Raw genomic sequence first — 22,066 nt, forward strand, 5'->3', positions numbered from 1 at the left:
GGTCCGATACATGCGCTCTCCGGGCGGACCGAACGGGCACGGCAGGAACCGGCCCGCGGTCAGATCCGGGCGGTTCCAGTAGCCGACGCTGACCCCGGCGCCCGCGACGTACAGTTCGCCGGCCGCTCCCGGACGCACCGGTTGCAGCCATTCGTCGAGGACGAACAGGGCCGCACCGGACGGTGGTGTGCCGATCGGGGCCGTGCCGGCCCCGGCGCGCAGCGGGGCGCTGGCCGCGGCCCAGATCGTGGTTTCGGTGGGGCCGTACAGGTTCACCATCACCCGGCCGGGCTCGTCGTCGCCGGGCTGCTCGCCCCAGCGGTCCACCAGCTCCGGCGGGCAGGCCTCCGCGCCGACCATCAGGGACAGCGCGTCCAGGCCGTCGGTGGGCAGCAGGGCGGCGGCCGACGGGGTTTGGCACAGCACGGTGACGTGTTCGCGGACCAGCAGGTCGTGGAACTCCGGGGTGGAGCGGGCGACGTCGTCGGGGACGACCACGAGCCGTCCGCCGTGCAGCAGCGCGCCCCAGATCTCCCACACCGAGAAGTCGAAGGCATAGGAGTGGAACTGGGACCACACCTGCCCGGGCGCCATGTCGATGCCGAGCTGCGCGCCGTCGAACAGCGCGGTGAGGTTGCGGTGGCTGATGGCAACGCCTTTGGGCCGTCCGGTGGTGCCCGAGGTGTACATGACGTAGGCGATGTCGTCGGCCAGCGGCGCCGCGGCCGGGCTGTCGGCATCGACCGGGTCCGGGGTGTCAGCGTCGAGCAGGGCGATGTCGTACCCGCCGAACCGGTCGGCGAGACCTGGGGTGGTGACCGCGGCCACCGGGGCGGCGTCGGCGAGCATGAACTCGATACGTGCCGGGGGCATCACCGGGTCCATCGGCAGGTAGGCCGCACCGGATTTGAGCACGGCGAGGATCGCCACGACCGCCTCGGCCGAGCGCGGCACCAGTAGCGCCACCGTCCGGCCCGGTCCTGCGCCGTGTTCGATGAGACTGTGCGCCAACCGGTTCGAGGCGTCGTCGAGTTCGGCGTAGGTCAGTGCGCGGTCACCGCAGACCACCGCGATGTCGTCCGGGGCGCGGTGCACCTGCCAAGCGAACCGGTCGGTGACCGTGGCACCGGCGGTGCGGCGTTCCAGCGCCGCCCGGTTGCCCCACTCGTGGAGTGTGCTGAGCTCGTCGGCGTGCAGCGCGGGCAACTCGGCGAGCGGGCGGTCCGGATCGGTGGTCATCGCGGCCAGGACGTCGGTGAACCGGCGGGTCAGGGCGCCGATGCCGGCCGCATCGAAGGTCTCGGCGTCGTACTCGATGCGCAGGGTCAGGTCCGCGCCGGGTTGGGCCTGCACGGTCAGCGGGTAGTGGCTGGACTCGAAGGCGTCCACATCGGTGACCGCCAGGGCGTGGCCGGCCGACAGCGCCGCCGTGTCCACCGGGTAGTTCTCGTAGGCGAACATGGTGTCGAACAGCTGGTCGTGCCCGGCGATGCGGTGAATCTCGTTGAGCGCCAGATGTTGATGGTCGACGGTGTCGTTGAAGCCGCGGTGCAGCCGCTGGATCAGGTCGGCGGCGGTGGTCGAGGCGTCCAGGGTGGCGCGCACCGGGACGGTGTTGATGAACAGCCCGACCATGGTCGCTACGCCGGGCACCTCGGCCGGCCGGCCGGACACGGTGGTGCCGAACGCCACGTCGTGGCGGCCGGTCAGCCAACACAGCACCTGGGCGTAGGCGGCCTGCAGCACCGTGTTGGCGGTGGTGCGCTGTTCGCGTGCCAGCGCGGCCACCGCCGCGGCGGTGCCGTCGGGCAGCGTGACGGTCTGCACTCCGCGTGTACCTCGACCCGTCGCCACCGGGACACCGATGACGGTGGGTTCGTCGAGGCCGCTGAGCAATTCGGCCCAGGCCCGTGCCGCTGCGTCGCGGTCCCGGTCGGCCAGCCAGCTGACGAAGGTGCGGTACGGGGTGGCCGCGGGCAGGTGGTGGCCGTGATAACCGGCGAGGATCTCCCCCAGCAGGATCGGCATGGACCACCCGTCGAGCACGATGTGGTGGTTGGTCAGCACGAACCGGTGCCGGGCGTCGGCGGTCCGGATCAGCGCGGCCCGCACGACCTCGCCGCCGGCCAGGTCGCCGACCGCGGCGCGCTCGTCCGCGCGGATCCGGTCGATTTCCCCGGGGACGTCCGGGTGGGCGCGCAGATCGTCGGAGCGCCAAACCGGGTGGGGTTCGGCGGGGATGATCTGCACCGGGCCGGGTTGGGTGAAGCGTGCGCTCAGGTGGGGGTGGCGGGTGAGCACGTTTGCGACCGCGGCGCGCAGCCGGTCCGGGTCCAGCGGCCCGGTCAGCTCGACGCTGACCTGGCCGGCGTACAGGTCCGTTCGGTCGCCGGACTGGGCGTGGAAGAGCAGGCCCTCCTGGACCGGGGTGAGCGGCAGGATGTCGGCGATGCGCTGTCCGCGCTGCAGCTCGTCGATCTGCCGCTGGCTCAGCCGGGCGGGAAGGATGTCCGACGGGGTGAGCCCGCCTCCACCGCTGCGCACGTGCGCGCAGATCCCGGTCAGCGCCTCGAACCACAGCGCGCTCAGCGTGGCGACCTGTTCGGAGGTCAACGCCGACGGCGCCCAGGTCCAATCCGCCTGCAGCTGTGGACCGTCCGGGCCGTCGGTGGTCACCGCGTTGAGTTCCAGGGTGTGCATGAGCGGCATGGGTATCGCCGAGGCGGCCGCGGCCAGTGGCCAGTCCGTGACGGGGCGCCACAGGGTCTCGGCGAGGTGGGTCATGCCGGTCTGGCGGCCCAGGTAGTTGAATCCGATGGCCGGGTCGGTGCCTTCGAGGTCGACCTCGGAGTTCAGATGGCGCAGCAGCCCATAGGTCAGACCGTCGGGCAGGTCACGGAGTTGTTCCTTGGCGTCCTTGACTGCGGCACCCAGCCCTTCGGTGCCGGCGACCACGTCGCCCCACGGCAGCTGTGACAGCCGGACCGCGACCGGGGACTTGGTGGTGAACCAGCCGACAGTGCGGGACAGGTCGATGTCGTCGGCCAGTTCCTCGTGCCGGCCGTGACCCTCGACGTCGATCAGCACCGCGGGGTGGCCGGCGAAATGCCCGGTGGCCAGGGCGAACCCGATGAGCAGGATGTCCTGCACCCCGGCGTGGAAGGCCTTGGCCGCGGTCTCCAGCGCCGCGGTGGTCTCGGCGTCCAGTTGCGCCGAGAGCCGGCCGGCGGTGGCAAAGGTGTCGCGGTCGGGTCGCACGGCGGGCAGGGCCGCGGGGGTGGCCGTGACCCGCTGCCAGGTTGCGGCGTGCGCCGCGATGTCCGGGTGGTGGGCGTGCTCGGTGAGCGTATGTGCCCACCGCTGCAGGGAGGTGCCACCGGCCGGTAGCTGTACGGGCTGTCCGTGTTGGCGCTGCGACCACGCGATGTTGATGTCTTCCAGCAGGATTCGCCAGGATACCGCGTCGACCGCGAGGTGGTGGATCAGTACCGCGAGCCGGCCGGTGGCCGGTTCCCACAACGCCCGCAACACCGCGCCGCTGGTGGGGTCGAGCGTCGCGCGTGCGTCGGTGAGCGCCCACTCGGTGATTTCTCCGACGGTGCTCAGGCAGTCATCGGCCGACACCGTGCCGGGCTCACCGACCCGCAGGGTCGTGTCGTCGAGCACCCGCAGCCGCAGTGCGCCGTGCCGGTCCAGCAGGGCCTGCAACACGGCCAGCACGTCGGCGTGCACCACGCCGGCGGGCGCCTGTACCAGCATGGTCTGGTTGAACTCGCCGGTCGGTCCGCGAACCTCGCTGAGCCAGCGCATGATCGGGGTGGCAGGCAGGGTGCCGACGCCGTCGTCGGCCGGCTCGGGCCGGTCCGCGCCGAGGCCGGCGACCCGGGCCAACCGGGCCACCGTCTGCTCGACGAAGATGTCGCGGGTGCGGCAGTTCAGTCCGGCGGCCCGGGCCCGGGTGACCACCTGCATCGAGGAGATGCTGTCGCCACCGAGGTCGAAGAACGAGTCGTCGACACCGACCCGGTCGACCCCGAGGACCTCGGCGTAGATACCGGCCAGGATCTCCTCGACCGCACTGGTCGGCGCCTGGTAGTCGCCGCCCTGGTAGTCGGGGGCGGGCAGGGCCCGCACGTCGAGTTTGCCGTTGGCGGTGAGTGGCAGTTCGGGCAGCGTGATCACGGCCGCCGGGATCATGTACCCGGGCAGGGTGTCGGCCAGGTCTATGCGCACCTGCGCCGGGTCGGCGGTGCCGGTCAGGTAACCGACCAGACGCCTGTCCCCCGGTCGGTCCTCACGGGCGACGACCACCGCCTGCTCCACTCCTGCCACAGCGGCCAACGCGGCTTGCACATCACCGAGTTCGATCCGGTAACCACGGATCTTGACCTGCTCATCGACCCGACCCAGATAATCCAACTGACCATCGGCCCGCCAACGCACCAGATCCCCGGTCCGGTACATCCGCGCACCCCCACCACCGAACGGGCACGCCACGAACCGGGCTGCGCTCAGCGCGCCGCGGTTGAGGTAACCGGCGGCCACCCCGGCGCCGGCGATGTACAACTCGCCGACGACGCCGGGCGGGACGGGCCGCAATGCGGCGTCCAGGACGAACAGCGCCGCACCGCCGGCCGGTGATCCGATCGGCACCCCGCTCCCCGATCCCGGGGTGAGGGCGGCGCTGACCGAGGCGTAGATCGTGCCCTCGGTGGGGCCGTAGGCGTTGAGCATCGGTCCCGGCCAGCGTTGCACGATTTCGGCCGGGCAGGCCTCGCCGGCCACGACCAGCGTCACGTCGTGCAGGTCCTCGGTGGGCAGAGCGCCTGCCGCGGAGGGGGTTTGGCTCAGCACGGTGACGTGTTCGGCGAGCAGCAGCGCGTGCAGGTCCTCCGGGGAGCGGGCGGCCGACTCGGGCACCACCACCAGCCGACCGCCGTGCAGCAGCGCACCGAAGATCTCCCATACCGACACATCGAAGGCCAGTGAGTGCCATTGGGACCACACCCCGGTGTCGGGCAGGCCGGTGTCCGGTGCGGTGATCAGCGAGACCACGTTGCGGTGGTTGACCGCAACGCCTTTGGGCACGCCGGTGGTGCCGGAGGTGTAGATCAGGTACGCGAGGTCATCGGCGGCCGGGCCGGTCGCGGGCGGTGTCGAGGGCTGGTCGAGGCGGGGCTCGGCGATGTCCAGGACGGTCCCGGGGTATCCGTGCAGGTACCCGGCCAGCTCGTCGGTGGTGAGCACCGCAACCGGTGCGGCATCGTCCAGGACGACGGTGACCCGGGCCGGCGGCAGCGCCGGATCCAGCGGCAGGTAGGCCGCCCCGGACTTGAGCACCGCGAGGATGGCGACGATGGCCTCGGCGGACCGTGGTGCCAGCATCGCGACGGTCCGGCCTGCACGCGCGCCCTGGGCGATCAACTTGTGCGCCAGCCGGTTCGCGGCGGCCTCGAGTTCGGCGTAGGTCAGCGTGGTGCCGTCGCAGGTGAGCGCCGCGGCGTGCGGGGTGCGGACGACCACGTCGGCGAACAGGTCCGGGATCGAAGCCTGGCCGGGGGTGTCCAAGAGCCGGGCCCGGCGGCCCAGGGCGTCGATCCGGTGCTGTTCGGCGTCGTCGAGCAGCGTCACCGCCGTCAGCGGCACCGCGGGGTCCGCGGTCGCGGCGGTCAGCACCCGCTGGAGCCGGCCGATCAGGGTCTCGATGGTGGCCGGATCGAAGACATCGGTGCGGAACTCCACGGTGCCACCGATGCCGGAGAGACCGCCGTCCGCGGACCACAGTTCGCCCAGCGAGAAGGTGAGGTCCATCCGGGCGGTCTTGGTGTCCACCGGCAGCGGGTCGATCTGCAGATCGCCGAGTGTGAGCCCGGACATGGTGTCGCGTTGGCCGGGCAGGTTCTGCCAGGCCAGCATCACCTGGACCAGCGGGTGGTGGCTCAGGTTGCGCGCCGGGTTGAGCCGTTCGACCAGCAGGTCGAAGGACACGTCCTGGTTCTCGTAGGCCGCCAGGCTGCGCTCCTGCACCTGGACGAGCAGGTCGGCGAAGGTGGGGTTGCCGCCGGGCAGATCGGTGAACTCCGTGCGCAGCACCAGGGTGTTGACGAAGAACCCGACCAGGTCGTCGAGCGCGGCGTCGCGGCGGCCGGCGACCGGAACGCCCACCGCCACATCGTCGGTCGCGCCAAGCCTGCTCAGCAGCAGTGCCAGCGCCGCCTGCACAACCATGAAGCTGGTGGCGTGGTGCTCGCCGGCCACCCGGGCGATGGCCCGCTGCAGTTCGGCCGGCCACCGGACCGGGACGACGGCGCCGCGCTGTTCGGCGACCATCGGGTAGGGCCGGTCGGTGGGCAGGCTGAGTCGCTCGGGCAGCCCGGCCAGGGTCTGCTCCCAGTAGGCGAGCTGGCCGGCCACCGGACTGTCCTCGTTGTCGAGTTCACCGAATTGGGCGCGCTGCCACAGCGTGTAGTCGACGTACTGCACCGGCAGCGGCGCCCAGTCCGGTGCCCGCCCGGCGCAGCGGCACGCGTACGCCAAACCCAGGTCCCGCGCCAGCGGGGTCATCGACCAACCGTCGGCGGCGACGTGGTGCACGGCGGCGGCCAGCAGATGGACCTCGTCGGAGATGCGGAAAAGGTGTGCGCGCAGCGGGATCTCGGTGGCCACGTCGAAGGTGTGCCGGGTTGCGGCGCCGACGGCCGCGTCGAGTTCCTCGGCCGTCCAGTCGGTGGCATCGGTGTACTGCCAACCGCATTCGGCGTTCTCGGCCGGCACCACCACCTGCTGGGGTATGCCGTCGGGTGCCACCAGCAGGGTGCGCAGGCTCTCATGCCGGGCGATGACGTCGTCGAGCGCGGCGCGCAGCGCCCCGGTGTCCAGGTGGCCCCGCAGCCGCAGGGTGGTGGCCATGTTGTACACCGCGGACGGCCCCTGCAGCTGCTCCAGGAACCACAACCGGTTCTGCGCGAACGACAGCGGGATGACCTCGGGCCGCTCCCCGACGACCAGCGGTGCCGGGCGGCCGGCGCTGTCCCCGATGCGCGGCGCCAGCTCGGCGATGGTCGGTGCCTCGAAGATGGTGCGGACCGCCAGGTTGCTGTGCAGGCTGGTGTTCACCGCGGCGATGAGCCGCATCGCGGTGATGCTGTCGCCACCGAGGTCGAAGAAGGAGTCGTCGACACCCACCCGGTCGACGCCGAGGACCTCGGCGTACACACCGGCCAGGATCTCCTCCACCGCCCCGGCCGGGGCGCGGTAGCCACCGGTCGCGTAGTCCGGTGCCGGCAACGCGCGGGTGTCGAGTTTGCCGTTGGCGGTCAGCGGCAGCGCATCGAGCAGCACGACGGCGGACGGGACCATGTAGGCGGGCAGCCGGGCGCCGAGCCCGACGCGGACCTCGGCGGGGTCGGCGGTGCCGGTCAGGTAGCCGACCAGGCGCTTGTCCCCCGGCCGGTCCTCTCGCGCGATGACGACGCTCTGCTCCACGCCGGGCAGCGCCGCCAAAGCGGCTTGCACATCGCCGAGTTCGATGCGGTAGCCCCGGATCTTGACCTGCTCGTCGGCCCGCCCCAGATAGTCCAGCTGGCCATCGGCCCGCCAGCGCACCAGATCCCCGGTCCGGTACATCCGCTCCCCCGGCGGACCGACCGGGCTCGCCACGAACCGGGTTCCGGTCAGCCCGGCGCGGCCCAGGTAACCGGTACCGACGCCGGGACCGGCCACGTACAGTTCGCCGACGACGCCGACCGGGACCGGGCGCAGCCACCCGTCCAGGACCAGCAGACCGGCCGGTGCCACCGGCGCGCCGATCGGGATCGAGACGTCGTCCGGGGACACCGGCCGACTGATGGTGACGCACATGGTGGTCTCGGTGGGCCCGTAGGCGTTCAGCATCACCCGGCCGGGGGCGGCCCATTTGTGCACCACCTCGGGTGAGCAGGCCTCACCGACGGCCACCAGCACCGCAGCTTCCAAACCCTCCGACGGTAGTACCGCTGCCGCCGAGGGGGTCTGGGTGAGCACGGCGACCTCTTCGGCGACCAGCAGCGTGTGCAGGGCGTGCACGTCGGCAGCGGTGTCGGCGGGCACCACCAGCACCCGTCCGCCGCGCAGCAGCGCACCGAAGATCTCCCACACCGACACGTCGAAGGCCGGTGAATGAGCGTGGCTCCAGGTTCCGGCCGGTAGGTCGAGCGTTGTCAGCAGTTGGGTGACGTTGGCATGGGTGAGCCCGACGCCCTTGGGCACCCCGGTGGTGCCGGAGGTGTAGATCAGGTACGCGAGGTTCTCGGGCGCCGGCAGCGGCAGCGGGGCATCGTCCGTATCGGCGGGCACATCGTCGATGTCGATGAATGTCACGAAGTCCGCTGCGCGAGACACCGTTTCGGTGGTGCCGAGCACCGCGAGCGGGGCGGAGTCGGCGAGGACGAAGTCGATGCGCTCGCCCGGCCAACCGGCGTCGATCGGCAGGTAAGCGGCGCCGGTCTTCAGCACCGCCAGCATCGCGGTGATCGCCGCCGCCGAGCGCGGCAGCAACAGCGCCACGGTCTGCCCGGGACCGGCACCGTGCGCGGTGAGCAGCCGGGCCAGCCGGGTGGAGGCCGCATCGAGTGCGGCGTAGGTGAGCGTGCGTTCCCCGCAGACCGCGATCGCGTCCGGGTTGCTCGACACCTGTCCGGCGAACAGTTCCGGGATGGACGGTGTGGCCGACGGTTGCCGCAGGGCGTCCAGGTTACCCAGCCGGTGCAGCCGGGCGTGCTCGGGTTCGTCGAGCAGCTCGAGTGCCGCCAGGGTGGTCGTGTCGTCGGCCGTCATCGCGGTCAGCACGTGCTGCAGCCGGTTCACCAGGGTGGCAACGGTGTCCGCGTCGTACACGTCGGTGCGGTACTCGACGATGCCGCCGATCCCGGCCGGGGTGCCGTCGCTGTCCCACCGCTCGGCCAGCGAGAAGGCCAGATCCATTCGGGCGACCTGGGTATCGACCGGCTGCGGGGTGATCTCCAGGTCACCCAGGACCAGGCCGGCCGCCCCGTCGGTGTGCTGCCACGGCAGGTTCTGCCAACCGAGCAGCACCTGCACGAGCGGGTGATGGGTGAGGCTGCGGGCCGGGTTGAGCCGCTCCACCAGCATCTCGAACGGCACGTCCTGGTGTTGGTAGGCGGCCAGGCTGCGGGCCCGCACCTGGGCCAGCAGGTCGGCGACGCTGGGGTTTCCGGCCGGGAACTCACCGAAGTCCACCCGCAGCACCAGGGTGTTGACGAAGAAGCCGATCAGGTCGTCCAGTGCGGTGTCGGCTCGCCCGGCGATCGGGAAGCCCACGGCCACATCGGAACTGGTGCTCAGTTTGGACAGCAGCGCGAGCAGGCCGGCCTGGACGACCATGAAGCTGGTGGCGTTGTGTGCGGCGGCGGTCCGGGCGATGCGCTGCTGAAGGTCGGCGGGCCAGTTCACCTCGATGGTGTCGCCGCGGTGGTCGGCCACCGCCGGGTAGGACCGGTCGGTGGGCAGGTCGAGATGTTCGGGAAGACCGGCCAGAGCCTGTTCCCAGTAGCCGAGCTGTGCGGCGATCGGGCTGTCGGCCTGGTCGAGGTCGCCGAGCCGGTCGCGTTGCCACAGCGTGTAATCGACGTACTGCACCGGCAGCGGCGCCCAGCCCGGGGCGGTGCCCGCGCACCGCGCCGCATACGCCGCGCCGAGGTCGGTGACCAGCGGGCGCAGCGACCAGCCGTCCGCGGCGATGTGATGCACCACGGTCACCAGCAGGTGGTCATCCTCGGCCACCCGGAACAGGGTTGCCCGCAGCGGGATCTCGGTGGCCAGATCGAAGGTGTGCCGGCCGGCGGTGTGCACCGCCGCGTCCAGCTGCCCGGACGTCCAGCCGGTGGCGTCGACGGTGTCCCAGCCGGGCACCGTGTCCGCGGCGGGCAGGATCACCTGGTGCGGGGTGCCGTCGGTGACGGCGAACACGGTGCGCAGGCTCTCGTGCCGGACGACCACATCGGCCAGTGCCATGCGCAGGGCGCCGGTGTCGAGCCGGCCGCGCAGCTGCAGCGCGACCGCGATGTTGTACACCGGCGACGGTCCCTGCAACTGGTCGACGAGCCACAATCTGTTCTGCGCGAACGACAGTGGGATCACCGCGGGCCGTTGCACGGCCGCCAGCGGGGCGCGCTGGGTGCCGGCGTCGGCCAGCCGCAGCGCCAGTTGCGCCACGGTGGGCGCTTCGAACACGGTGCGCACCGGCAGCTCGGCGTCGAGTGCGTCGTTGATGGCGGCGATGAGCCGCATGGTGGACAGCGAGTCGCCACCGAGGTCGAAGAACGAGTCGTCGACGCCGACGCGGTCCAGGCCGAGGGTGTCGGCGAAGACAGCGGCCAACGTCTGTTCGACGGCGCCAGTGGGAGCCCGGTAGCTCGACGCCTCCTGGAAGTCCGGGGCGGGCAATGCCCGGACGTCGAGTTTGCCGTTCACCGTGACCGGCATCTCGGGCACGGCCAGCACCGCTGACGGGACCATGTACCCGGGCAGCCGCTCGGCCAGTGCGGCGCGCGCCGCAACGGGGTCGGCGGTGCCGGTGACATAGCCCACCAGACGTCTGTCGCCGGGGCTGTCCTCGCGGGCGATCACCACGGCCTGCTGCACGCCGTCGACGGCGGCCAGCGCGGAGCGCACCTCACCGAGTTCGATCCGGTAGCCGCGGACCTTCACCTGTTCGTCGGCGCGGCCGAAGTAGTCCAGTTGCCCGTCGGCGCGCCAGGCCACCAGGTCACCGGTGCGGTACATCCGGGTGCCCGGCTCTCCGAACGGACAGGCCATGAAACGTGTTGCGGTCAAACCTGTTCGGCGCAGGTATCCGACGCCGACACCGTGCCCGGCCAGGTACAGCTCGCCGACCACCCCGGGTGGGACCGGGCGCAGCCATTCGTCGAGCACGAAGAACGCCGCGCCGGCGGTCGGGGACCCGATCGGCGGGGCTCCGGACCCGGCCGCCAGGGGTGCGCTCTTGCAGGCCCACATGGTTGTCTCGGTCGGCCCGTACACATTGACCATGACCCGGCCCGGTGCCCAGCGGTCGACCAGTTCCGGCGGGCAGGCCTCCGCGCCGATCACCAGGTCGGCCCGAATCCCGGCGGTGTCCAGCACCGCGGCGGCCGACGGGGTCTGGGTCAGCACCGTCACGCCTTCGGCGATCAGCAGGTCACGGAAGTCCGGGGCCGAGCGGGCGATGTCGTCGGGCACCACCACCAGGCGGCCGCCGTGCAGCAGCGCCGCCCAGATCTCCCAGACCGAGAAGTCGAACGCGTAGGAGTGGAACTGGGTCCACACCTGATCGGGGGTCAGGTCGATACCGATGTCCAGACCGTGAAACAGCTGGGTGACGTTGCGGTGGGTCACCGCAACACCTTTGGGGACGCCGGTGGTGCCCGAGGTGTAGATGATGTGCGCGACGTCGTCGGGGGCCGGCGGCAGCGGCCGCGAGGCCGTCCGCGCGGAGCAGTCGTCGTAGGTGATCACCGGGATCCGCGCGCCGCGGACCCGGTCGGCCAGCGCCGAGGTGGTGAGCACGGCGACCGGCCGGGCGTCGTCGAGCATGAAGTCGATCCGGGCGGACGGCAGTGCGGGGTCCATCGGCAGGTAGGCCGCCCCGGACTTGAGCACCGCCAGGATGGCCACCACGGCCTCGGCGGACTTGCCGAACAACAGCGCCACCGACCGGCCTGGCCCGGCACCGTCGGCGATCAGCCGGTGTGCCAGATAGTTTGCCGCGTGGTCGAGTTCGGTGTAGGTCAGTGCCGTCGCGCCGCACACCAGTGCGGTCGCCCCTGGGGTCCGGGCGACCTGGGCGGCGAACAGACCGGGCACCGTGGTGGCTGCTGCCGGGGTGTGTAGTGCGGCGCGGTTGCCCCAGCGGTCCAGGCGGACGCGTTCGGCGCCGTCCACCAGGTCGATGGAGGACAACCGGCGCTGCGGTTCGGCGCTGAGCGTGGCCAGCAGCCGCTCCAGCCGGCCGGCCAGCATCTGCACGGTGGCCGCGTCGAAGATGTCGGTGCGGTACTCGACGGTGACGTCCAGGCCGTCGGCATCGCCGCCGCCGGTCCAGCGCTCCCCCAGCGAAAACGCCAGATCCATCCGGGCGGTCTCGGTGTCCACCGGCAACGGTGTCACCTGCAGGTCGCCCAGCGCCAGGCCGGCGGCGTCCCCGGCCTGCCACGCGAAGTTCTGCCAGCCGAGCAGGACCTGCACCAAGGGGTGCCGGGTGAGGCTGCGCGCCGGGTTGAGCCGCTCCACCAGCACCTCGAAGGGCACGTCCTGATGCTCGTAGGCGGCCAGGCTGCGGGCCCGTACCTGCGCGAGCAGATCGGCGAACGTCGGGTCGCCGCTGCAGTCGACGCGCAGTACCAGGGTGTTGACGAAGAAGCCGACGAGGTCGTCGAGGGCGGAGTCGCGCCGTCCGGCGATCGGGAAGCCCACCGCCACATCGGTGCTCGTGCTGAGCTCGGCGAGCAGCGCGGCGAATGCGGCCTGCACGACCATGAAGCTGGTGGCGTTGTGTTCGCGCGCGACCCGGCGTACCTGCTGTTGCAGATCGGCAGGCCACACCAGGGCCACCCGGGCCCCGCGGTGATCGGCCACCGGCGGGTAGGGCCGGTCGGTCGGCAGCTGCAACTGCTCGGGCATGCCGGTCAGCGCCGTCTGCCAGTAGTCCAACTGGGCGGCGATCGGGCTGCGGTCGTCGTCGAAGTCGCCGAGCTGGGTGCGCTGCCAGAGGGTGTAGTCGGCGTACTGCACCGGTAGCGGCGCCCAGCCGGGCGGCTGCCCGACGCACCGACCGGCGTAGGCCAGGCCGAGGTCGCGGACCAGTGGGGTGACCGACCAGCCGTCCGCGGCGATGTGGTGCACCACGGCGACCAGGATGTGCTCGGTGTCGGCGACCCGGAGAAGCTCTGCGTGGAAAGGGATTTCGCGGGACAGGTCGAAGGTGTGCCGGGCGGCCGACCGCACGGCGTCGTCGCGGCGGTCGGGCTCCCAGCCGGTGGTGTCCACGTGCCGCCAGCCCAGATCGGCATCCCGTGCGGGGATGACGACCTGCTGCGCGACGCCGCCTGGCGCCACGAACAGGGTGCGCAGCGATTCGTGCCGGGCCACCACATCGGTCATCGCTGCGCGCAGCGCGTCGACGTCGAGACGGCCGCGCAGCCGCAAGGCGACGGCGAGGTTGTAGATCGGCGAGGGCCCCTGCAGTTGTTCGAAGAACCACAACCGGTTCTGCGCGAAGGACAACGGCAGCACGTCGGGGCGTGCCCCGGACACCAGGGGCTCCAGGCGGGCGGCATCCCCACCGATCCGCGGCGCGAGTTCGGCGACGGTGGGCGCCTCGAAGATGGTGCGCACCGACAGGTCCGCGTCCAGGCTGGAGTTGACCGCGCCGATCAGCCGCATCGCCGACAGAGAGTCGCCGCCGAGGTCGAAGAAGGAGTCGTCGACGCCGACCCGCTGCAGTCCCAGCACCTGGGCGTAGATGTCGACCAGGATCTCCTCGACCGCCCCGGACGGGGCGCGGTAACCGTCGGCGTCGCCGTACTCGGGTGCCGGCAACGCCTTTCGGTCGAGCTTGCCCGAGGAGGTCAGCGGCATCTCGTCGAGCACCACGATGTGCGGGGGCACCATGTAGTCGGGCAGCCAGTCCGACAGCCGCTGCCGGACCGCGCTGATCTTGGTGGCGCTGTGCGGCTCGTTCGCGTGCACGGCATGCGGTGTGGGCAGGTAGCTGCCGGTGAACGCCGGTATGGTCCCGGTGGCGGCAACGAAGACGGCGTCCACGGTGCCGGGCTCGCGGCCCCAGGTGACGGCGACGTGGTAGCCGAGGCTTTCGCCGAGCCGGTACAGCTGTGCCGGGGTGACGGCCGGGCCGTCTGCGGTCGGTGCCTCACCCGCCGTCAGCGCCTGCGCGAGGTGCACATCGTCGACCACGCCGACGCGCGGGATGCCGCTGACCCGGACCTCGCCGGCGCCCGACCGGGCCAAATTGTCGTGGAGCGCTTCGAGATCCGTGCCGTCGCGCCACGGCCAGGTCGGGACCGCGGACAGCGACCGCGCCGCGACCGGGCCCTTGTGGATGACGACGTCATAGCGGTACCGGCTCAGCTCGTTGTCCGCGGTCCCGCGTTTGACCTGGATGTCGATACCGGCGGCGGCCGGGTGCTGCTCGACCCAGGAGGTGAAGAACTCCGGGGCCAACAGCAGTTCGGGTTCACCGAGCACGGCGTGCTGCACCCGCTGGCGCAGGACGGCCACGTCCAGGTCAGCCCCGCCGTGCCGTGCGGTGACGATGCCGGTCTGGAAGGCGTTCTGCAGGCTGTGGTTACGGACGTCCCCGATGAACAGGCGACCGCCGGGGGCAAGCAGGGTGAACGCGTTGTCGATGACCTCGGCCAGGTAGGCCGCATTGGGGAAGTACTGCACCACCGAGTTCACGATGATCGTGTCGAAATGGCCGCGCGGCAACGACTCGGTGACGTGCGCGGGCCGGGCCAGCAGCCGGACCCGGTCCCGCCACGCGATGTCGTTGTCCCGCAAGGCCTGTGCAATGGAGTCCACGACGACCGAGGAGATGTCGGTGGCCACGTACTCCGCGCAGGCCGGGGCGATCTGGGACATCAGCAGGCCGGAGCCGACGCCGATCTCCAGCACCGTGCGCGGGGTCAGCGCCAGGATCCGCGCGACAGTGTCCGCGCGCCATTCCCGCATCTGCGGCAGCGGGATCGGTTCCCCGGTATAGCTGCTGTTCCAGCCGCGGAAATCATCGCCGAACGGGGGCTTGTCGATGTCCGTCCCGTACAGCTCGTCGTAGATGCTCTGCCATTCCTCGACGATCTCGGTGTCGTGCCCGTCGTCGCGGGTACCGGTGCCGTGCTCGAAGGTGATGTAGGCGACGAGTTGGGAACCGGCGGTGCCGTGGTGCACCGTGGCGGCCGCCTGACCGACCTGCGGGCAGGCCAGCAGTGCGCTCTCGATCTCACCGAGTTCGATCCGTTGACCGCGCAGCTTGATCTGGGTGTCCACCCGCCCGAGGTAGTCCAGCGTGCCGTCCTCGTTCCAGCGCGCCAGGTCCCCGGTGCGGTACATCCGTTCACCCGGTGCCCCAAGCGGATCGGCGAGGAACCGCTCGGCGGTGAGGCGCACCTTGCCGAGGTAGCCGTGGGCCAGGGCGGGTCCGGCCAGATAGAGTTCGCCGACGACACCCGCCGAGACCGGGTGCAGGTGGGCGTCGAGTACCAGCGCGCGGACGCCGGCGATCGGCGATCCGATGCCGACCGGATGTCCCGGGGTCAGCTGCGTGCCGGTCGCCCAGATGGTGGCCTCGCTCGGGCCGTAGGCGTTGAACATGCGCCGTCCGGGCGCCCAGGCGGCCACCAGTTCGTCCGGGCAGGCCTCGCCACCGGTGACCAGGGTGTGCAGGCCGGCCAGCCGGGACCGGTCCAGCGAGGCGGCGACGGTCGGGGTCAGCAGCGTCGCGGTGACCCGGTGTTCGTGCATCAGCGCCGTCAATGCCTCACCGGCGTACACGTCCTTGGGCGCCACCACGAGTGCGGCCCCGGGCCCGGTGGCCATCAGCATCTCGAACAGGGAGGCGTCGAAGGTGGGGGCGGCGACCATCAGCACCCGCGCGCGCGGGTGCAGTTCGTACATCTGCTGCTGGGCCGCGGCGGCGCCCAGCAGTCCGGCGTGGCTGACCGCCACTCCCTTGGGTTCGCCGGTGGAACCGGAGGTGAAGATCACATAGGCGGTGTTGTCGGTGTGCAGCGCGGCGAGCCGGTCGGCGTCGGTGACCGGGCCGGCCGGGTGCCCGGACAGGTCGAGCTCGTCCAGGCGCAGCACCGGCCGCGCCCCGGCGCCGGGTACGGTGTCGGCGCCGACGGTCAGGACGCAGCAGGCGGCAACCGAATCCAGCACCGCGGCAATGCGTTCCACCGGGTGGGTGCGGTCCACCGGTACATAGGTGCCGCCGGCCTTGAGCACCGCCCACCATGCGGCGACGAGCTCGGCGCTGCGGTCGACGGCGACGCCGACCGCCCGCTCCGGCCCGATGCCGTGCCGGATCAGCTCGCGTGCCAGTCGGTTCGACCAGGCGTCGAGTTCGCGGTAGGACAGTGAGCGGTCACCGTCGACGACGGCGAGCGCGTCGGGACCGGCGGCGAGCGCCCGCTCCAGCAGCACCGGTGCGATGCCGGTCGGCGCGTGGGTGCCGGCGCCGCTCCACTGCGCCAACCGGTCGCGTTCCTCGGCGCCGAGGATGTCGATGGACAGCAGTGTCCGGGTGGGGTCGGCCGTCATCGCCGCGAGCAGGCGCCGCAGCCGCCCTATCAGGACGCCGATATCGTCGACGGTGAACACTGCGGTGTCGTATTCCACGTGCAGGCGCAGTTCGTCACCGGGCAGGGCCTCCACGGTGAGCGGGTAGTGGTTGAACTCGCGATTGGTGAACTCGGCGATGGCCAGGTCGTCGACGCCGATCGGTGTGCCCGTGTCGACCGGGTAGTTCTCGTAGACGAACAGGGTGTCGAAAAGCTGCTCGTGGCCGGTGGCACGGTGGATCTCGCTCAGCGCGAGGTGCTGGTGGGCCAGTGTGTCGTTGTGCGCGGTGTGCAGTTGCTCCAGCAACTGCGCCGTGGTGGTGGTCGCGGTGACGGTGGCCCGCACCGGCACCGTGTTGATCAACAGGCCGATCATGGATTCCGCGTCGGCCATCTCGATCTGGCCCAGCCGCGAACGCGCGGTGCCGAACACCACGTCGTGATGGCCGGTCCGCGTGGTGAGCAGGACCGCCCATGCGCCCTGCAGCACGGTGCTCACCGTGGTGCGGCAGGTGCGGGCCAGTTCACCGAGCGCCTGAGTGGTCTGCGCGGAGATCGCGAAGGCTCCGAATCCCCGCTGCCCCAGGCCCAGTCGGTCCCGGCGGGTGTGCGGGGACGCCACCAGGGTGGGCGTCTGCAGGCCGGCGAGCGCGTTCTGCCAGGCGGCCCGCGCGGCGTCGAGGTCCCGTTCGGCCAGCCAGGTGAGGAAGGTCCGGTACGGCGCGGCCGGGGGCAGTTGCCGTCCGGCGTAGCTGCTGAAGATCTCGCGCAGCAGGATCGGCATCGACCAGCCGTCGAGCAGGATGTGGTGGTTGGTCAACACGAACCGGTGCCGGCGGGTGCCGACCCGGATCAGCAGGGCCCGGAACGCGGCCTGGTTGGCGAGATCGCCGACGGCGGTGCGCTCATCGGCGCAGAGTCGTTGGATCGCATCCTCGTCCAGCCCGGTGTCGGCGTCGAGGAACTGCCAGGCGATGACCGGGTCCTTGAGCAGGATCTGCACCGGTTCGTGGTCCTGGCTCTGGATGAACTGTGCGGCCAGGTGCGGGTGCCGGGCCACGACGGTCTGCACCGCTGCGCGCAGCCGGTCCGGGTGCAGGGTGCCGGTCAGGGTGAAATCGAGTTGGACGGAATACATCTCCGCGGACTCGTCGGTGCCGGTGTGGAACAGCAGGCCCTGCTGCAGTGGGGTCAGCGGCAGGATGTCAGCGATGCGGTAGCGGCTCTGCAGATCGTCGATCTGGTGCTGGCGCAGCCGTGCCGGGGCGATGTCGGAGGGGCTGAGCCCGCCCCCGCCGGCGCGCACGTGGGCGCAGATGCCCCTGAGCGCCTCGAACCACAGCAGGCTCATCCGGGTGACCGTGGCGGCATCCAGAACCGAGGTGGCCCACGTCCAGTCGGCCTGCAGCTGCGGGCCGTCCGCCGTGTCGACGGTGCCGGCGTTGAGTTCGACGGTGTGCGGCAGCGGCATGGGGATCGCGGCGGCGGCGCCCATCATCGAGAAGGCGTCCGGGTCGATCCGCCACGACTCGGCGGCCCCGTGGGCGGTGGCGTTGCCCAGCCGACCCAGGTAGTTGAATCCGATGACCGGGTCGGTGTGGTCGAGGTCGACGTCGGAGTTCAGGTGGCGCAGCAGGCCGTGGCTGAGCGGGTGCGGCAGCGCCCTGAGCTGTTCTTTGGCGGCCTTGAGCGCCGCGCCCAGCGCCGGGTGCCCGTCGCGTACCTGGGCCCAGCCCAGCGGTGGGACCTGCAGGGAGACCGGGTATTTGGTGGTGAACCAGCCGACGGTCCGGGACAGGTCGATATCGTCGGCCAGTTCCTCGTGCCGGCCATGCCCCTCGACGTCGATACCGATCGCCGCCCCGGATGCGGTGTCACCCAGGAACTCGGCGAGTGCGACGGCGAACCCGATCAACAGGATGTCCTGCACGCCGGCCCGGAAGGCCGCGGGTGCCTCACCGAGCAGGGTGCGGGTGTGCTCGGTATCCAGAGTGCAGGTGTACCGGCCGGCGGTGGCGAAGGTGTCGGTACCGGGCATGGGTGCGGGCAGGGCCGGCGGCGCGGCGAGGTCCCGCCAGGTGTCCGCGGTCTCGATCACCGTGGGATTCCGGGCGTGCTCGGCGAGCACGTCCGCCCAACGCTGCAAGGAGGTGCCCGCAACGTCGAGGTGCACCGGCAGCCCGGCCCGGTGCTGCAGCCAGGCGGTGTTGATGTCTTCGACCAGGATTCGCCAGGACACCCCGTCGACGGCGAGGTGGTGGATGACCAGCAGCAGCTGCCCGGCGGTCGGCGCCCAGACCGCACTGAGCATGGTGCCCTCGGCCGGGTCCAGTCGCGCCCGGGCGGACCGCATCGCGGCATCGGTGATCTCGTCCTGGACGTCCAGCCGGGTGGCCGCGTCGACACTGCCCGCATCGGTGGTGCCCAGCACGCCGTCGGCGCCGGTCTGCAGCCGCAGCGCCGGGTGACGGTCCAGCAGCGCCTGCAGCACGGCCACCACATCGTCGGCGGCGACGCCGGCCGGCGCCTGCAGGATCATCGTCTGGTTGAATTCGGCAGTCCAGCCGGTGTCGTCACCGAGTCCGTTGAGCCAGTGCATGATCGGGGTCGGGGTGACCGGGCCGACGCCCTCGTCCACCGGTCCGGCGCCGTCGCCGGCGACCCCGACCACGCGCGCCAACCGGGCCACCGTCTCCTCGACGAAGATGTCGCGCGGCCGGCAGCGCAGCCCGGCGTCGCGGGCTCGCGCAGCCACCTGCATGGACATGATGCTGTCGCCGCCGAGTTCGAAGAACGAGTCGTCGACGCCCACCCGGTCCAGTCCGAGGACTTCGGCGTAGATGCCGGCCAGCACCTCCTCGGTGCTGTTCTGCGGGGCTCGCTGCGGCCCGGCGGTGTACTCCGGTGCGGGCAGCGCGCGGGAGTCGAGCTTGCCGCTGGAGGTCAGTGGCAGTTCGGGCAGCGCGACGACGGCCGCGGGCACCAGGTAGCCGGGCAACCGGGCAACCAGGGTGGCGCGCGCCTGCGCCGGATCCACGTCGCCGGTGACGTAGCCGACCAACCGCCGGTCCCCCGGCCGGTCCTCGCGCGCGATCACCACCGCCTGCTCGACACCGTCCAGGTCCGCCAACGCCGTTCGGACCTCGCCGAGTTCGATCCGGTATCCGCGGATCTTGACCTGATCGTCGGCGCGCCCGACGTAACGCAGTTGCCCGTCGGCGCCCCAGTAGACCAGGTCGCCGGTGCGGTACATGCGTTGGCCCGCACCCGCGAACGGGCATGCCACGAACCGCGCGCCGGTCAGCTCGGACCGCCCCAGATAGCCCATGCCGAGGCCGGCGCCGGCGACATACAGTTCCCCGACCACGCCCGTCGTGACCGGACGCATCCAGGCGTCGAGCACGAACAGGGCCGACCCGGGCACGGCGGCGCCGATCGGGGCCGCGCCACCGCCTGCCCGCAGCGGGGCGCTGATACTCACGTAGATCGTCGTCTCGGTGGGGCCGTAGGCGTTGACCATCACCCGGCCCGGCGCCCAGCGGTCCACCACATCGGCCGGGCAGGCCTCACCGCCCATCACCAGCGCGGTGGACTCCAGCCCTTCGGCGGGCAGCATTGCGATGGCCGTAGGGGTTTGGGTGAGCACATTGACCCGCTGGGCGACCAGATGGTCGCGCAGTTCCTCGGGTTCGCCGACGACCGACTCGGGTATCACCACCAGCCGGCCGCCGCGTAACAGGGCCGAGAAGACCTCCCAGACCGAAAAGTCGAAGGAGTAGGAGTGCCAGTGTGACCACACCTGCTCGGTCGGTACGGGCAGGCCCGCATCCTGGGTGCCGATCAATTGGGTCAGGTTCTGATGGGTGATGGCCACACCCTTGGGTGTTCCCGTGGTCCCCGACGTGTAGATCAGGTATGCGACGTCGGCGGGTGCCGCCGCAGCGGATACCTGTCCGGGATCGTCCGGGATCGGATCGTCGATATCGATGATCGAGCCGCCGAAATCAGCCAGAAGAGCAGCCAACCCGGTGGTGGTGACGGCCGCCGCGGGGGCGGCATCGGCGAGCATGAACGCGATCCGTGCGGCGGGTAGCGCCGGGTCGATGGGCAGGTAGGCGGCACCGGTCTTGAGGATGGCGAGGATCGTGGTGACCGACTGCGCCGAGCGCGGCAGCAGCATGGCCACGATCTGCCCGGGGCCGACGCCGTGTCGGATCAGGTGGTGTGCCAACCGATTCGACGCCTCATCCAGTTGGGCGTAGGTGAGCGCGGAGGCGGCCACGCTGACCGCCGTGGCGGCCGGGGTGGCGGCGACCTGCGCGGCGAACATCGCCGGGATGGACACCGCGTTGGATGCCGGCGCCACAGACCAGTTGCCGAGGTGGGCCAGCCGGGCCCGCTGCGCGGTGGTCAGCGTGTCCACCGCGTACAGCGGCCGGTCCGGGTCGGCGACCATGGCGGCCAGGATGCGTTCCAGGTGCGCGGCCAGCTCGGCGGGCGGCGTCGCGGCGAACGGCTGCTCGGTGCCGAAGGTGCTGACCAGCAGGTCGTCCCCGGCGCCGGTGAACATCAGGCCGGATCCGCGGGCCGCCCCGGCCAGCAGCACCGCCGAGGCGGTGGCCCCACCGAAGGGCACGGTGAACGCCGACGGCAGGAAGTCGATGACCGGGCGGTTGGCGACCTCCCCCCGCCGGCGCAGATTGGCCTCCCGCTCGAGTGCCTCGACCGGGAACCGCTGATGCAGCAGCGCTTCCCGGATACGGCCGTCGACGTATCCGCAGAACTCGGCCACCGACATCGCCGGTCGCGGCTGCAGCACCAGGGGGACGACCCCGGCCACCATCCCGGGCAGCGTCTTCGATTCCGGGTCGACCCGTCGACTGACCGGGAAGTCGAAGACGACCTCGTCGCCGTCCGCGCGCCAGGCGCGCAGCATCAGCGCGCAGGCCGCGGTGATCACCGACGAGCGCGGCATGTTCCGAACGCGGCTGAGGGTGTCGACGGCGGCCAGGACCGCGGCGTTCAGCGGGACCCGTTCCAGCGCCGCACCCGTATCCGTGTCCACCGCCTCCCCGACCCGCGGGTGGTTACGCTCGGTCTCGGCCGGCAGATGCGCCGACCAGTAGTCCCGGTCGATCTCGTAGGTGTCGGAGGTTTCGTATCGTTTTTCGTACGTGAGGAGTTCGCTCAGCGACCCGAACACGGTCGGGCTGATGGATGCGCCCGAGACCGCCGCCGAGTACACCGCGGCGATCCGCTGGCAGACCAGAACCATGGCCAGTCCGTCGACCACGATGTGGTGCGCGCAGACGAACAGGTAGTTCTTCGTCGCGCCGGCCCGGAAGAGCACGAACCGGAACAACCGGTCGTCCAGCGGCATCGGCGTGTGTTGGATGTCCCGGGCGGCGGCGAGCGCGTCAGCGGCCGGGTCGTCGGCCTTGCGCAGATCGACGACGGTCAGTTCGGCGGGATCGTCGACGGTGCGCTGGTACACCCGGCCGTCGGCTTCGAAGAATGTGGCGCGCAGCGGTTCGGATTCGTCGACCGTACGGCGGATCGCCCACTTCAGTGCTCTCCGGTCCAGAGTTCCGTCGATTTCGACGAACAGACCGAGCTGCCATTCAGCGCCGGATTGTGTGGCCTCCTGGGCCAGCCAGATGTCCAGCTGCGCGCGACTGATCGGTGACGCTGCGTCCCCGCGTTCCATTCCT

The 22,066-nt window shown here is 71.4% G+C and carries 1 protein-coding gene (cut by a window edge); it reads right to left on the reverse strand.

Going from position 1 to position 22,066, the window contains the following annotated elements; translation table 11 throughout:
- A protein-coding gene (locus V4U86_RS19475) for a non-ribosomal peptide synthase/polyketide synthase (RefSeq protein ID WP_395307575.1) crosses the window boundary here: on the reverse strand, positions 1-22,062 show its 5' portion. Its footprint begins 8,853 nt before the window's first position; 22,062 of the gene's 30,915 nt are visible here — the first part of the coding sequence; its start codon is at positions 22,060-22,062; its stop codon lies beyond the left edge, outside the window.
- Positions 22,063-22,066: the final 4 nt, after the last annotated feature.

Source organism: Mycobacterium sp. AMU20-3851 (assembly GCF_043974665.1).
Lineage (GTDB): Bacteria > Actinomycetota > Actinomycetes > Mycobacteriales > Mycobacteriaceae > Mycobacterium.